We start from the raw sequence: 13,112 nt of genomic DNA on the forward strand, positions 1-13,112 counted from the left end.
TCATGGGCTCAAGGGGCTGTAGGGGCGTTGCCCCTCGCAGCGGCAAGGACAATCGACGGAACCGGGTCCTCGCCGCGTTCCGCGGCTGCGGGCCGCACCACTTCCGTCGATTGTCCTTGCCTCAGCTACCCCCACTCTCGGCGAGGCCAGACCCCGAAAACCAAAGGTTTCGGGGTGGTCCCGATTCAGGGGCGCTCCACGGCGGAGGACGGCAGGATGGCGGACGAGAGCGGCGGGAAGGACGTACGCATGAGCCCGGAGCAACGGCTGTCGCGGGCCAGAGACCTGGTCGACGCCATCCACACTTGCGACCCGGAGGACGCCGAACGGATCATGTCGATCATTCTCGAGGAATGGCGGACCGGGGCACCCGGGGCATCTTTCCTCGACGCCACCAGCGATGCCGCGTTCTGGGCCCGGACGGCAAGCTTCGACGACCTGCGCGCGGTCTTTCTTGCCGCGGGGCAAAAGCTCGCACGTTACCGCCTCGGACCGCGCGGCAGGATCCGGATGGTCCGGCGACTGCTGGAGGACCTGGACGGCGACGAGAGGAGGCGCATTCTGGAGGAACTCTCCGGGCGCTGACGCAGGTTGGTTGGGTCCATCGGGCAACGCGGTGCGGCGCGCGTGTTGCGCCACTGCGAAAGCATGACGTCCAGTCGAAATGGCAGATCGGCCTCGCCAAGCTTCAGGACAAGACCGGCAGCAACGCTGCTGTCAGAAGCCCACCAGAACCAGATCCAGCGCCGCCATGATCTCGCTGTCATGATCCTCCAGCGTGGTGACGGGAGTACGCAGCAACGCACGTGGAATCGCTGCCAGAAACTGGGTGACCATGACATGCGGCTCCATGCCGATCTCGAAGACAGGATTAAGCTGCTTCGCCGGAGTCGGAGCCTCCGCGACAGGCAGGAGCGGCACCACGATCCGGGTGTTCAGACCATTCAGCACATCGGCCTGCACGTCCAGAACATAGCCCGGCGCCCCACCGGGGCGGGGGTAGACATCGAAGCGGGCCATCAGAACTGACGATAGGGGTCGAGGGGCAGGCCCCGCGCCTCGATCCAGGCGTTCGAACTGGTCAAAGCGGCCGCGTTCTCACGCTGCCAGGCGTCGGCCTTTGCAGCGGCAACAGCGCGGCGCAGACCGGCTTCGGCGGCTTGGGACAGATTAACGCCAAAGGACCGGGCCTCGGTCAGCAAAACCGAGTCCAGGGTCAGGTTAGTAGGCTTTCGGGGGGCAGTTTGAGCTTGCATGATTCACCTCGATTGATGCGCATTATACATGCGCATAGCGATGTCAGGCAAGGTTCGGTTTTAGAACGGTCACCAGCGGCGCGGGCGACGGACTGCAAGGCTCCTCGAGGATGTCGAAGCCGCCGAGTAGCGTCGCATTCTGGAGGAACTTTCCGGGCCCTGACGCAGGTTGGTCGGGTCCATCGGGCAACGCGGTTCGGACAGCACGCCTTACCCCGCGATTGGATGACGATTGGTCGTCAGATTACGTCAAGGCCACATCTGCGCGGCATGAAGCACACGCAATATCGTGACCTTCTCCTCGTTCACGGCATAGATCACAATATAGTTGGGTCGGGCCACCAGTTCCCGTGTGCCCTCCACCCTGCCCGGGCGGCAGCGTTTGGGGTGCGAATGGAGCTGCGCCACCTTGCTCTGGATTTCCTCCATCAGGGCAAGGGCTGCATCCGGGTTGTCGTCGGAAATGTAATCGACAATCGCCATCAGGTCGGCGACGGCCGGGGCCTTCCATTCGAGTTCAGGCACGGCGCTTCCCGTCGACCAGGGCGCGCGCTTCGCGCATCACCTGGTCATGGGGCCTCGCAGAACGCGGGTCGGCCAGAGCCTCCTGCACTTTGGCCCGAAACCAGGCATCGTAGGCCTCCGGGTCCACGGTCAGCCCGGCAGGCATACCGCCTTCGGCTGCGACGCGCGTCAGCAGGATGCGCACCGCATCGGAGAGAGTCAAACCGACCCCTGCCAGCGCATCGGCGGCCTTGGCCTTGAGGTGGTCGTCCACGCGGACATGAAGCATCGAGGTTTGAGCGGGCATGGCAGATCCTCCGTGATCACCAATTATGTATCTCAATTGCGATACTTGCAAGGCGATTTGGACACAGGAGCCATGTCGATGATTGGCGGGAATTTGAGGAGAAGAGCTCTTAAAGCTTTGAGCGCGCATTGAGGGAGAAAAAGGTCCCTAACAAAATTCTTCTGGACTTCCGGCTTTGCTGCATGAATGCGCGAAAGGACGATACCCGCGGGTGCGGGAGAACCAGCCCACGATAGCTGCCACAGGCACCGATGCCGCGGAGCGGCTTCGTCCCCGGGCCGCTTTCAACGTTCCAGCGATGACCGATATCCCCGCCGCTTCTTGGTCGCCGACAGCTTCATCAGTGCGTTGACCGCCCTGCCCTCGTCATCATGCCGCTCAAGCAGCATCTGGCCTCGGTAGCCGATCCGGCCCCATTCCCGCACCAGGCTCACGCCACCGAAAAGATCAGGCTGAACGCTGATACTGTAGAAACGGCGCATGTTGAGAGATGGGTCAATCCGTTTCAGATCGACCGAGGATGGGAAGACGTCCAATTGCTGCGGCTCATCAAACATTTTCCGGTCACCTCGCATGCGAGAACAATATCAACTGCATGTCCGTGTTTCCACAGTGTTTTATACCGCATGAAACGCGGAATCACCCTTTGCCCCAGGAAGTACAGCGGCTCCCTTTCCATCGGCGGAATGCGGCGCACAATGCTTCTGTTGGCGAGGGCGGCGAGACCATGTCCTATTCCGATTTGCCTGAGAGTAAGCACGCCAGCATGCGCCTGATGGATCCTGTCCACCGAAGAATAGTGCAATGACGGCGAAACAAGCTCGTTCTTCATCCGGCAAAAACCAGATGACGGTCTTTTTCAGTGGCTCAAAGCGAATGCCCGCCCTGATATCGGGGCGCAGTGTCCCGGTGGACGGTGATTTCGCCAGAACATTCACCGAGGCTCCGATCTCTCTGGTTCGATCGGCGGCCTGCCTGAGAGCGGCATCTGGCTCATCGCCCAACTCGGCGTATGCACTCGCCAGATGGTCAAAGATCAGCTCGAAGTCCAATTCCGCTTCCGCGGAAAACTCAAGATCCCGCATTGCCCGACTGTTGTTTGCGCGCGATCATCTGTTCGATCCGGGCATCCATGTCGGCGGACGAAATCATCGGCCCGGCCACGCGCCGATCGACCAGCTGCCGCAACGCCGCCAGTTCCAGTTCTTCGGCCTCGGTCTTCTGCCGAAGCAGTTCGAGACCGTGCTGAAGAACAGAACTCAGGCTGGAATACTGCCCGGATTCAACGAGGCTTCGCGCAAAATGGTCCTGCGTGTCCGACAGAGAGATCGATGATTTTACAGTCATGCGAGAACTCCTTTTACTCAATGGCAGCGCTGGGTCGTACCGACCGCAACACAGAGGATCACCGTCTCACGCCGCCCGCCCGCTGAGCCTGCCGTAGAAACTGCGTTCGAGATGCAACTCCCCTGCCCCGGCCTTTTCGACCATGCCGCGCAGATAGCCGCCCGGAGACGCCACTTCGCCATTGGCATGCTTGTCGAAGGCCAAAACCAGCGCCGCCGTGGCGATCTGAGGCCCGAGGAGGTCCTGCGCGAGGTTCCAGGCGTGCTCGGAAACGCCGATCATCGGCCGCAACTGCCCCGCAACCCGGTGCAGATCGCCCCAATCCCTCAGGTATCCGCCCACATTGCGCGCCCAGGATGCGAATTCCGGACAGGCCTGCATCACCGTCGGCAGATCCAGTGCCGCCCCACGCTTCTTGCGGGCTTCCGCAACCCAGTCTTCCAGATCCTTAGCCTTTTGCACATTCGCTCGTCTCGTTATTCCGACTTTGCCCCGGTGGGCGTCACTTCCTGCGAGGTGGCGAGACGGACCGAATAGGTGCGCTCCACGCAGCGATTCCGCGTGGAGCTGCGCCCGGTATCAGGGCGTCACGATGTTGAACCAGAACTCGAAGGTGTCGAGCAGGCCCACGAAGTCCTCGACCTTCTGCGCGTCGCCGTCGACCGTCGCGGAGCCGTCGGCGATCGCGTCCATCATCGTGGTTTGGCCGAGGTTGATGCTGTCGAGCACGGTCCGGTCCAGCGTCACCGTGGCGTCCGCCTCGTCCCCCTGGCTGTCCAGCGTGTAGTTCATCACGCCGTTGGTCACCGTGACCTCGAACTCGTCGCCGACGTCGGGCATCACGAAGTTCAGCGCGATCTCCTGCCCGGCGGCCTCGGGGTGGTTCAAGCGCACCGCGAGGTAGTCGAGGTAGGTCCCCAGCGGCAGGTTGCGCACGATATCGGGCGAGGCGGTCGCGGGGGTGGCGGCCTCGACGATGCCGTCGCGGAGCTCCTTGGCGCCCGAGAGATAGAAGTTCCGCCACGGGCCGCTCTCAGCCTGGTAGCCCATCTGGGTCAGCGCATCGGCGAGCAGGTTCTTCGCCTCGGCATTGTCGGGCTCGGCAAAGACCACGTGGTTGAGCGCGGTGGCGACCCAGCGGTACTCGCCCGCGTCGTAGTCCGCCTGCGCCTTCTCGATCACCGCCGCGGCGCCGCCCGCGTATTCGACGAACTTCGTGCCTTCCTCGACCGGCGGCAGCTCGTGCAGCTCCGAGGGGTTGCCCGAGAACCAACCGAAGTAGAGCTGGTACTGCGCCTTCGCGTTGTGACTGACGCTGCCGTAGTAGCCCCGGTTTGAGAAGGTCTGCGCGAGGCTGTCGGGCAGCTCGAGCTGCTCGGCGATTTCGAGCATGGTCTCGCCGGTGTTGGCGAGGCGCAGTGTCTCGTCGTGGATGTAGCGGTAGGTGTCGCGCTGCCCTTTCCAGAGGTCGAGGATCTCGTCATTGCCCCAGGTCGGCCAGTGGTGGCTGCCGAAGCTCACCTCGACCTCGTCGCCGAAGCGGTTGATCGTGTCGTTGATGTATTTCGCGAAGAGATCGCCCGAGCGCACCTTGGCGCCGCGCAGGGTGTAGAGGTTGTGCAGCGTGTGGTTGATCTCTTCCGCCTGCATCATCGCCTTGAACTTGGGGATGTAGAACATCAGCTCCGCCGGCGCCTCGGCCCCCGGGGTGTTGAGGAAGACCATCTCGATGCCGTCGATGGTCTCGGTCTGCGGCGTCTGCTCGATGGTGAGCGTGGGCTCCACGATGGTCACCTCGCCGGCGGCGGTGGTGGTGCCGAGGCCCGATCCCAGCGACCCGTCGGGCCCCTTGGCGACGACGTTGCCGTACATGTAGGAGGCGCGGCGGCTCATGGTGTTGCCGGCGATCAGGTTTTCGCTGACGGCTTCCTCGAAGAAGCCCTCGGGGGCCACGATCGGGATGCCGTTTGCGTCGATCTCCTCGGGCGTGGTGATGCCCTTGACGCCGCCGAAGTGGTCGACGTGGCTGTGGGTGAAGATGACGCCGGTGACCGGCAGGTCCTCGACATTGTCGCGCAGCAACTGCAGCCCCGCGGCGGCGGTCTCGTTGGCGGTGAGCGGGTCGACGATGATCCAGCCGGTGTCGCCACGGATGAAGCTCATCACCGCGAGGTCGAAGCCCCGCACCTGGTAGATGCTGCCCTCGACGACCTCGAAGAGCCCGTGCACCGCGTTGAGCCTGCTCTGCCGCCAGAGGCTCGGGTTCGCGGTCGCGGGCGCGTCGCCCTGAAGGAAGTCGAACTGGGCGATGTCATAGATCACAGTGCCGTCCGGCGCGGTGATCTGGTCGGCGTCGAGCGTCGCAATCTGGCCGCGCATGGCGTTTTCGAAATCGCTCTCGTCGTCGAAGGGAAGGTACTGCAGCAGCGCGTCGTTCACTGCCTGCGTGGTGTCGGTGGCGTCCTGCGCCTGCGCGGCACAGGCAAGACCGATGGCGAGGCTGCTGGCAGCCATAAAGAAACGGCTCATGTGATATTTCTCCGGACTAAGTCATACTGATTTCTGGGAACTGGGTATTCGCACGCGATGCCGAACCGGGACCTGACGGCGCATCGGGTGTTTCAGCCCGGGACGGGCCGGGCGATTGGCTCTGCGGAAGGATCTGCGGAAATGGTTGGGGTATTGGCGCGGGGCTTCCCGCCAAAATTCCGTAGCGGCGGGATATGCGCTTCACCGCGGCCTTGATCCGCGGATGAGGCCGAAGGGACTCGAAATCCTGACGCCATGACATTCTCCCTGATCGCGCCTGTGACCCGGTCGGTTCCGGGGCCTCTGGCTACAACTCCGATGCGTGCAACAGGTCTTGCACCGCGTGGTCAGGGTGCATACCCCGACGTCAGGGGCATAGTTGGACCAAGTACCTACCTCGGGATTTGCAACGGGCGTTCAGCCCACTAGAAGCTCCGCGAGGTCCGACCGCGCGATCGGCTTCTTGATATAGGATGCGGCACCGGCGGCGAGACAGGCCTCGCGCGCCCCGCCGATATCGCGGCCGGTCATCACGATGATCCGCAATTGCGGCGCGCAGAGGCCGAGACGGGAAATCAGTTCGGCCCCGCTGAGTCCCGGCAGGTGCAGGTCGAGCAAAAGCACCGCCGGATGATCGGATATCCGGCTTTCCAGCAATTCCTCGCCGGTGCCGAAAGTCGCGACCTCGAAACCCAATGACCGGACGGCGCGGGACAGAGCCCGGCTGACGTCCGCGTCATCCTCGACGATCAGAACTGTTCCGGGGTGCACGCTCATGCGATCACTCTGCGCGATCCTCATCCGTCGGGATAGTTGCCCTCTGGGCCTATGTCAGGGCGCATCGATCCGCCCGGTGACGCTGGCGCGCACGAGCTCGGCGATGGTGCGGACCCCCATCTTCTTCATCACCCGGGCGCGGTGGACCTTCACCGTCTTTTCGGCGAGGCCCAGCTTATGCGCGATCTGCTTGTTCAGGCTGCCCGAGACGACGGCGGCCAGCACCTCGGTCTCGCGCGGGGTAAGGCTTTGCAGCCTCTGCTCGTATCGGGCGCTGCCGTGGCTGTCGGCCTGCGTCTCGTTCACCCGCGTCCTCGCCGCGGCAATCGCCGCCAGAAGCGCGTCGGGCTGCACGGGCTTCGTGAGGAAGTCGAAGGCACCGTCCTTCATCGCCTTGACCCCCATGCCGATGTCGCCGCGACCGGTGAGAAACACCACCGGAAACGCCGGCAGGATCGCCGCGATCCGCGCCTGCAACTCGAAACCGTTCAGCTGCGGCAGGTACATGTCGAGGATGGCGCAGCCGGGCACATCGGGGTCGAAGGCGTCGAGGAAGGCCTCGGCGCTGGCGTGGGTGCGGGTGTCGAAGCTCCCGGTCGAAACCAGTCGGGACAGGGCGCGGCGAATGCTCTCGTCGTCGTCCACGATATGGACGAGGAAGGTCTCTGGCGCCTCCTCGCTCATGGTGCCGGCAGGGCAAGCTCGACGCACGCGCCCTCCCCCGTGCTGTCGACGAAGCGGAGCGTGCCGCCATGGGCCTCGGCGATGGTCTGGCTGATGGAAAGGCCCAGCCCCATACCCTGAGACTTGGAGGTCGCGAAGGGCTTGAAGGGGTTGTCGCGCAGCTCGTCCGGCAGGCCGGGTCCATTGTCGGACACCGACAGCACGCGCCGCCCGGACGCACCCAGACCGGTGGCAATGGTCATGTTGCGCGTGTCCTGATCGGCCATCGCATCCGCCGCGTTGATGACGAGGTTGAGCAGCACCTGCTGCAATTGCTGGACGTCTCCCTTCACCATGAGCGCATCCCGGGACAACTGCAACTGCACCGTGATCCCGCGCGCCAGCATCTCGTTCGAGACCAGCCGCAGGGTCGATTGCACCACCTCGTTGAGCTCGGCGTCCTCGAACCCGCCGCCGCCGCTGCCCATGAGGCGCCGCAGGTTTACGATCACGTCCGCCGCGCGCCGGTCGTCCTCGGCGATGTCGCGCAGCACCTCGCCCACTTCGGCAAGGTCGGGGGGCTCCTGCGCGAGCATGGCTGAGCCCGCCTCGGCATTGGCGAGGATCGAGGTCAGGGGCTGGTTCAGCTCGTGAGCGATGGCACCCGACAGCTCTCCGAGCTGGGCGATGCGCGATAGCCTCGCCATCTCCATGCGCCTGCGGGAAAGCTCTTCCGCGCTCCGGCGCCGCCGCCGCTCCAGGATGATTAGCGCGGCAATGGTGCTGGACTGAAGCAGGATGATCGCGAGCGCCGCGAGGATCTGCAGCCTGTAGCGCTCCCACACGCCCGGGTCGTAGAAGAGCAGTTCGCTCCCCTCAGGGCGCTGTTCCGGATCAAGGCCATAGCGCATGAGCTGGCGCCAGTCGAGCACCACCGAGACCGGCACCGAGACGGATTGCGCGACGCCGTAGGGATCCTCTAGGATCTTCAGCACCTGTTCCGCGATCACGGCTCCGGTGTCCTCGAAGGTCGAGAAGCTGCCACCGACCACGCCGCGCCCGATGTTGGAGCTGTAGACGCCGTAGGTGGGCGCGGCCGAGACCTCGGCAATCGACGCAAGCGCATCCGCGGGCACGAAGCGGCGACCGTCCGCGTCCTCGAAGATGGTCAGGATGATCAGGATGTCCGTGGGATTGAGCGCCGCCGCGCGGTCGCGGAACCCCTGCAGCGACAGGCCGGAAACGTAGTCGACCTGGACCCCGGTGACATCCGACAGCGCATCCTCGGCAAAGGATTTCCAACTCTCGTCGAAGACCTCCGACCCGGTGAAGATGACCGCGCGTTCCGCCTCGGGCTGGAGCTGCCGCGCCAGCTCGTAGGTGCCGCGGAGGTCAAATCGCGACACCACCGCGTAGAGCCCCTCGGTCGCCGCGTATTCGTCCCGCGTGCCGTCGACGATCCCGCCAAGCACCACCGGAACGCCGGGGGCGATGCGCTCCCGGGCGGTGACCGCGAGGGGCACGGCCTCGGGCCCGATGGTCATGATCACGTCGATGGTCTGGTCGCGATACTTCGTGGCCAGCGCGTCGACGAACCTCTCCGCGTCGAGATCGCTGGGAAAGCGCTGCGCGTCCCGGTATTCGCCGTAGATCTCGTAACGCGAGTAGCGTTCCGCGCCCGAGAAGACCGACGCGATGCCGGCTTCCACCGCGACATTGGCGGCAAGCGTGCTGGAGCCGGAATAGATCGCGAGGATACGGAGCTGATTGGGAGCGTCATCACCCTGCGCAATCGCCGGGCAAGGCGCTAAAATGGCGAAGAAAATGCGCAAGACAACGGCACGACCAAACCTGGATCGGCGCTCTTGAAGCTCCTTTTTAGTTTCGTTCAGCATATTCGCGATCAACGCAAAAACCTCGAACTCGTGTCAAAAGAAGAGAAGGCCACATAGTGTTACAAATTAACGACGCTCGACACGCAAACACCTAAGCCAATGTAAGCATGGCGGTTTCTGATATCGGGTCAACTCCTTGTTTGCGGGGAGGCTGTGCCCCATGTGCCTTCTGGGAAATGTCCGTCGTCAGGGTTTTTCGGACTTCTCGGGCCGTCTTGTAACGGAGGCTCTGGTTCGGTTTCTGTTTGAGTTTAGGCGGCGGCAGCCTGGTGCTGCAGCCGGCGTTTCAGGAAGTAGTTTTCGAGGAGAACACGCTTCTTCATTGTCTGGTGCCAGCGCTCGATCTTACCTTGGGTCTGGGGATGATGTGGTGCGCCGCGCACGTGATCCATGCCTTTGCCTTCGAGATATTCGGCAAGATCGGCCGCGACGTAAGACGCACCGTTATCGCTCAGGAGCCGGGGCTTGTGCACGACCGTGGCCTGATCGCAGCCTGAGGCCTGCAGCGCCAGGTCCAGAGTCTCGGTGACGTCCTCAACCTTCATCGTCGTGCAGAGCTTCCAGGCGATGATGTAGCGGCTGTAGTCGTCGAGGATGGTCGAGAGATAGAACCAGCCCCAGCCGATTACCTTGAGATAAACGCATGAGCCCGGGGCAACGGCTGTCGCGGGCCAGAGACCTGGTGGACGCCGTCCACGCTTGCGACACGGAGGACGCCGGACATATCATGTAGGTCATCTTCGAGGAATGGCGGACAGGAGACCTCGTCCAAATGCCTAGCTGTGCGCCTTGTTGGTGACGATCGTCAATGGGTGGTTGAGCCGAACGATCACTGATCCGATTCCAGACGCGGCCCGGATGCGAGAGCCGATCCTCGAGTACGACTGCTTCGGCAAATGCCCGATGGATATCGAGCCCGATAATCCGCATATCTCCCTCCTTCCGTCAAAGAAGCGGGAGCCGGCGGGCACGCGGCACCTACAGATCCGTGCTCTCGGCACATCCGGGCGAGCCGCAGGGGCGACCACATAACGGCACGGGCTCGCAGCCCACGTCTATTGCTCGGTCTGCCCGCACTCACGTGCTCCCGGTGCCCCAAATCCCGGATGGTCTCATCATAGCATTGTCTCGACGCGACCGGCAGGAGGTGAAGCACCGACCCAATCATGCCGGATAAGGGCCAGGTCGAGCGCATGAACCGGACAATCAAGGACGCGACCGTCAAACGCTTCCATTACGACAGCCACGACCAACTCCGCACCCATCTCGCCGACTTCATGGCGGCCTACAACTATGCGCGCAGGCTCAAGGCCCTCAGCGGTCTCACGCCCTATGAATACATCTGCAAGATCTGGACTTCAGAGCCAGATAGATTCATCGTCAATCCGATCCACCAGACGCCCGGACTGAACGCCTAGCTCGAAGCGGATCGCGGCGTTCATCGCAAGCAGCGGCGCACATTTCCGGGTCCTGTCGCACGGTCCCTTTATTCGGGGACCGGGCTCCAACGTTCATCGGGATCGTAGGCGATGATCGCGCCGGCGACATCTAGGGTGTCTTCTCCCAGATCGGCCTCCATCACCCGTCCATTTTCGGACACGATGAAGCTTGAAACGCCAGTGACGCCGTATTGGGCGGGGAAGGCAAGAAGGGCATGGCCGGCAACCATGTTGTCGCCCGCCATATAGGACATCGCGCCGCCGGGCGCGTTGGCGCCCTGTTCCGTAAGGATATGGAAATAATATCCAAGATAGGGCTCGGGGTCCCTTTCCACACCGTCCGACACATAACCTGTGGCCGAGGCGCGCGCGACCATATCACCGACGGGCGAGTCGTCGCCATCCCAGAGCAGGCCATCGCGCGTGCCTTCCGACGACAGGATATGCGCCGCGAATTCCATCACGCCATCCTCGTCGAAGTCGGACAGTCGATACTCGGCCTGCAACATAACATAGGCGCGCATCAGCTCGATCACGTCCATCTCGTTGCCGCCGACCTCGCGCAGCTGCATTTCGCTCCGGCCAGCCTCAAGATCGAAGGACCATCCCCCGCCCGACCGCGACACCGGAACGGCGAAGGGCCAGTCATCTGCGCCAAGCACGGCAAAGGTCCGGCCGTTGTCATCCTCCTCGAAGGAATGTCCTTCCGACCACAGCGCCAGGAATTCTTGCTTCGCTTCGGCGTCGGCGGCCGGATCGCCCGAAGAGATCAGGTCCAGCGCACCATCGCCCATTGTCGCCGCGGCAGCCCCTTCCGCCCCGCTTTCAAGTGCCGAGACCAGGGCTTCGAACGCAGCCTCGGGGGTGGGATAGACCGGTGTGTCGGCAAAGGCGCCGCCGCTGGCAAGGATCACCGTCGCGCAGATCGGGAATGCTGCATGCCGCATCGGCTACCTCCTCCTCAGTTTGCCGGCCTTGGGCCTGGCATGTGCTGCATGCGCTCTGACCTGACGGCCCGATCCGCGTTTTTGCAGCGCCGACGATACGCGCGGCTTCGCGGCAATCTTCTTTGCCGAGGTTGGTCGCTTCTGGTGCGCCGCGCCGCTCGGTCTGTGAACTGCCGCTTTCGACGCACCGCTTGATGGAGCCTTCTTCCTGATCTTCTGCAGTCCCTCCGAATGGTTTCGGCTGGCGGGAGGACGGATCTGCGGCCGGTCCTGCGTTGAGCGAAGCGCTGCGTGATCCGTCTGGTTCAACCTTTTCTGAAGCTCCGCGCCGCGGCTTGCGTCCTTCCTGACCGGCAGTTTCGTCTTGCCGTCCGGGCCGCGATGTCGGGCGATCCGATCCTTGGCGGCCTGCCTCTTCTGCGAATCCGGTTTCCAGCCGATATCGGCGTCCCGGTCCCTTATCTTCTGGCCGATGGCTGTATCATCGAAACGAATATCGTTGCCCGCGATGACGTTGCCGTCGATCCTGATGTCGGGATCGCGGATTACGGGACCGCCGCCCCATCCCGCGCAATGGCCGCACCCCCAATAGTTGTCCCAGTCATCGTCGTCATCGAAAATTGCATCCATCACCGCAAATGTGCCGAAACCGATCGCGCCCGCCATCAGGGCATCGCTTACCCCCGAGCCGGGCCGGTAGACGACATTGGGATCGTAGCTGGGAACATAGACGGTCTGCGGGTCCGTGGGCACGATCACGACATTGTTGGCATCGTCGGTTTTCACCGACTGTTCCGGGGTGGTGACAAGCGCGCCGGCACCGACCGCCTCGGTCCGCATCCGCTGAACGGCGGCCATCACGTCGTCTTCCTGCGCGTTCATCGCGTCGCCCATCGTCTGCGTCCATTCCAGGTGATCCGACATGTCCTTCACTACATCGGGGAACGCGGTTGCCAGAACCGTCACGCTCTCATCGAGGCTTTCCTCCGCGAGGTCGGCCTTGATCGTATCGATCCCGGCGCCTTTGTCGGCGTCGAGAATCCGATCCGCCTTGACCACGTCCAAAGGCGCCGTGGCCGCGATCAGGATCTGGATCAGAAGCGTATCGGGATAGAGCGCAACGGGACCGACCAGCGTATCCAGTTCCGAGGAGCCGAGCAGTTGCCCGCCGGCGGGACTGTCATCGGCCCCGGCCGTATCGGTGGACGCATCCTGTGCGAGGGCCGGCGTGGTCAGCAATGTGGCCGCAATTGCGTGCAAGATTTGCTTCATGCCTGACTCCTCCGCCTGACCTGACTTCACTATGGTCGCGAGCCATACGCAAGTGAACCACTACCGGCTGACGCCGGTAGCATCCCGTTTTCCATGCAGTTCCAGATACTGAAGTATGATGTCGTCGGTGACATTGCCCGAGGTTGTCGAGAAATATCCGCGGGCCCAGAACCGCC

At 63.3% G+C, this 13,112-nt stretch carries 14 protein-coding genes and 4 pseudogenes; 2 read left to right on the forward strand and 16 right to left on the reverse strand.

Features of this window, described 5'->3' with window-relative positions; all coding sequences use genetic code 11:
• Positions 1 to 216 precede the first annotated feature (216 nt).
• A complete protein-coding gene (locus tag KNW02_RS16650; protein ID WP_216034363.1) occupies positions 217 to 585 on the forward strand; it encodes a hypothetical protein in 369 nt (122 codons plus the stop codon).
• A 132-nt stretch (positions 586 to 717) separates the two neighbouring features.
• Here KNW02_RS16650 and KNW02_RS16655 read toward each other — a convergent pair whose 3' ends face one another.
• The 13 genes and pseudogenes from KNW02_RS16655 to KNW02_RS16715 form a co-directional block, all read right to left on the reverse strand.
• Positions 718 to 1,020 (reverse strand): CcdB family protein, encoded by a 303-nt coding sequence (locus tag KNW02_RS16655; RefSeq protein ID WP_216034364.1) that lies wholly within the window; start codon positions 1,018 to 1,020, stop codon positions 718 to 720.
• Positions 1,020 to 1,256: a type II toxin-antitoxin system CcdA family antitoxin gene (locus KNW02_RS16660; RefSeq protein ID WP_216034365.1), complete on the reverse strand. Its 237-nt coding sequence runs from the start codon at positions 1,254 to 1,256 to the stop codon at positions 1,020 to 1,022. Before KNW02_RS16660 ends, KNW02_RS16655 begins: the two co-directional genes overlap by 1 nt.
• A gap of 249 nt (positions 1,257 to 1,505) precedes the next feature.
• Complete coding sequence (locus KNW02_RS16665; protein ID WP_216034366.1) at positions 1,506 to 1,781, reverse strand: type II toxin-antitoxin system RelE/ParE family toxin; 276 nt, start codon at positions 1,779 to 1,781, stop codon at positions 1,506 to 1,508.
• A complete protein-coding gene (gene relB, locus KNW02_RS16670) occupies positions 1,774 to 2,067 on the reverse strand; it encodes a type II toxin-antitoxin system RelB family antitoxin (protein WP_216034367.1) in 294 nt (97 codons plus the stop codon). Before relB ends, KNW02_RS16665 begins: the two co-directional genes overlap by 8 nt.
• Before the next feature lie 284 nt (positions 2,068 to 2,351).
• Complete coding sequence (locus KNW02_RS16675) at positions 2,352 to 2,624, reverse strand: WGR domain-containing protein (protein WP_216034368.1); 273 nt, start codon at positions 2,622 to 2,624, stop codon at positions 2,352 to 2,354.
• Between the two features lie 60 nt (positions 2,625 to 2,684).
• Positions 2,685 to 3,152, reverse strand: a complete 468-nt coding sequence (locus KNW02_RS16680; protein ID WP_216034369.1) for a type II toxin-antitoxin system RelE/ParE family toxin — start codon at positions 3,150 to 3,152, stop codon at positions 2,685 to 2,687.
• Positions 3,139 to 3,414: a ribbon-helix-helix domain-containing protein gene (locus tag KNW02_RS16685; RefSeq protein ID WP_216034370.1), complete on the reverse strand. Its 276-nt coding sequence runs from the start codon at positions 3,412 to 3,414 to the stop codon at positions 3,139 to 3,141. The genes KNW02_RS16680 and KNW02_RS16685 overlap by 14 nt, the downstream gene beginning before the upstream one ends.
• A 66-nt stretch (positions 3,415 to 3,480) precedes the next feature.
• Positions 3,481 to 3,858: pseudogene (gene repC, locus KNW02_RS16690) on the reverse strand (replication initiation protein RepC); the annotation flags it as partial.
• Positions 3,859 to 3,993: 135 nt separating this feature from the next.
• Positions 3,994 to 5,943, reverse strand: a complete 1,950-nt coding sequence (locus KNW02_RS16695) for an alkyl/aryl-sulfatase (protein WP_252734020.1) — start codon at positions 5,941 to 5,943, stop codon at positions 3,994 to 3,996.
• A 417-nt stretch (positions 5,944 to 6,360) separates the two neighbouring features.
• Entirely contained in the window at positions 6,361 to 6,720 is a 360-nt protein-coding gene (locus KNW02_RS16700; RefSeq protein WP_216034371.1) for a response regulator, read from the reverse strand.
• A 54-nt stretch (positions 6,721 to 6,774) separates the two neighbouring features.
• Positions 6,775 to 7,404, reverse strand: a complete 630-nt coding sequence (locus KNW02_RS16705) for a response regulator transcription factor (RefSeq protein ID WP_216034372.1) — start codon at positions 7,402 to 7,404, stop codon at positions 6,775 to 6,777.
• A complete protein-coding gene (locus tag KNW02_RS16710; RefSeq protein ID WP_216034373.1) occupies positions 7,401 to 9,290 on the reverse strand; it encodes a sensor histidine kinase in 1,890 nt (629 codons plus the stop codon). The genes KNW02_RS16705 and KNW02_RS16710 overlap by 4 nt, the downstream gene beginning before the upstream one ends.
• Positions 9,291 to 9,535: 245 nt before the next feature.
• Positions 9,536 to 9,916: pseudogene (locus KNW02_RS16715) on the reverse strand (transposase); the annotation flags it as partial.
• A 540-nt stretch (positions 9,917 to 10,456) separates the two neighbouring features.
• Here KNW02_RS16715 and KNW02_RS16720 point away from each other — a divergent pair.
• Positions 10,457 to 10,696 (forward strand): annotated as a pseudogene (locus tag KNW02_RS16720) (integrase core domain-containing protein); the annotation flags it as partial.
• A 68-nt stretch (positions 10,697 to 10,764) separates the two neighbouring features.
• Here KNW02_RS16720 and KNW02_RS16725 read toward each other — a convergent pair.
• From KNW02_RS16725 to KNW02_RS20930, 3 genes and pseudogenes are all read right to left on the reverse strand, one after another.
• Positions 10,765 to 11,664, reverse strand: a complete 900-nt coding sequence (locus KNW02_RS16725) for a DUF2950 family protein (RefSeq protein ID WP_216034374.1) — start codon at positions 11,662 to 11,664, stop codon at positions 10,765 to 10,767.
• 3 nt (positions 11,665 to 11,667) lie between these two features.
• Positions 11,668 to 12,936, reverse strand: a complete 1,269-nt coding sequence (locus KNW02_RS16730; protein WP_216034375.1) for a DUF3300 domain-containing protein — start codon at positions 12,934 to 12,936, stop codon at positions 11,668 to 11,670.
• Positions 12,937 to 12,996: 60 nt separating this feature from the next.
• A pseudogene (locus tag KNW02_RS20930) lies at positions 12,997 to 13,112 on the reverse strand (IS200/IS605 family transposase); the annotation flags it as partial.

Source organism: Paracoccus marinaquae (assembly GCF_018860165.1).
GTDB lineage: Bacteria > Pseudomonadota > Alphaproteobacteria > Rhodobacterales > Rhodobacteraceae > Paracoccus > Paracoccus marinaquae.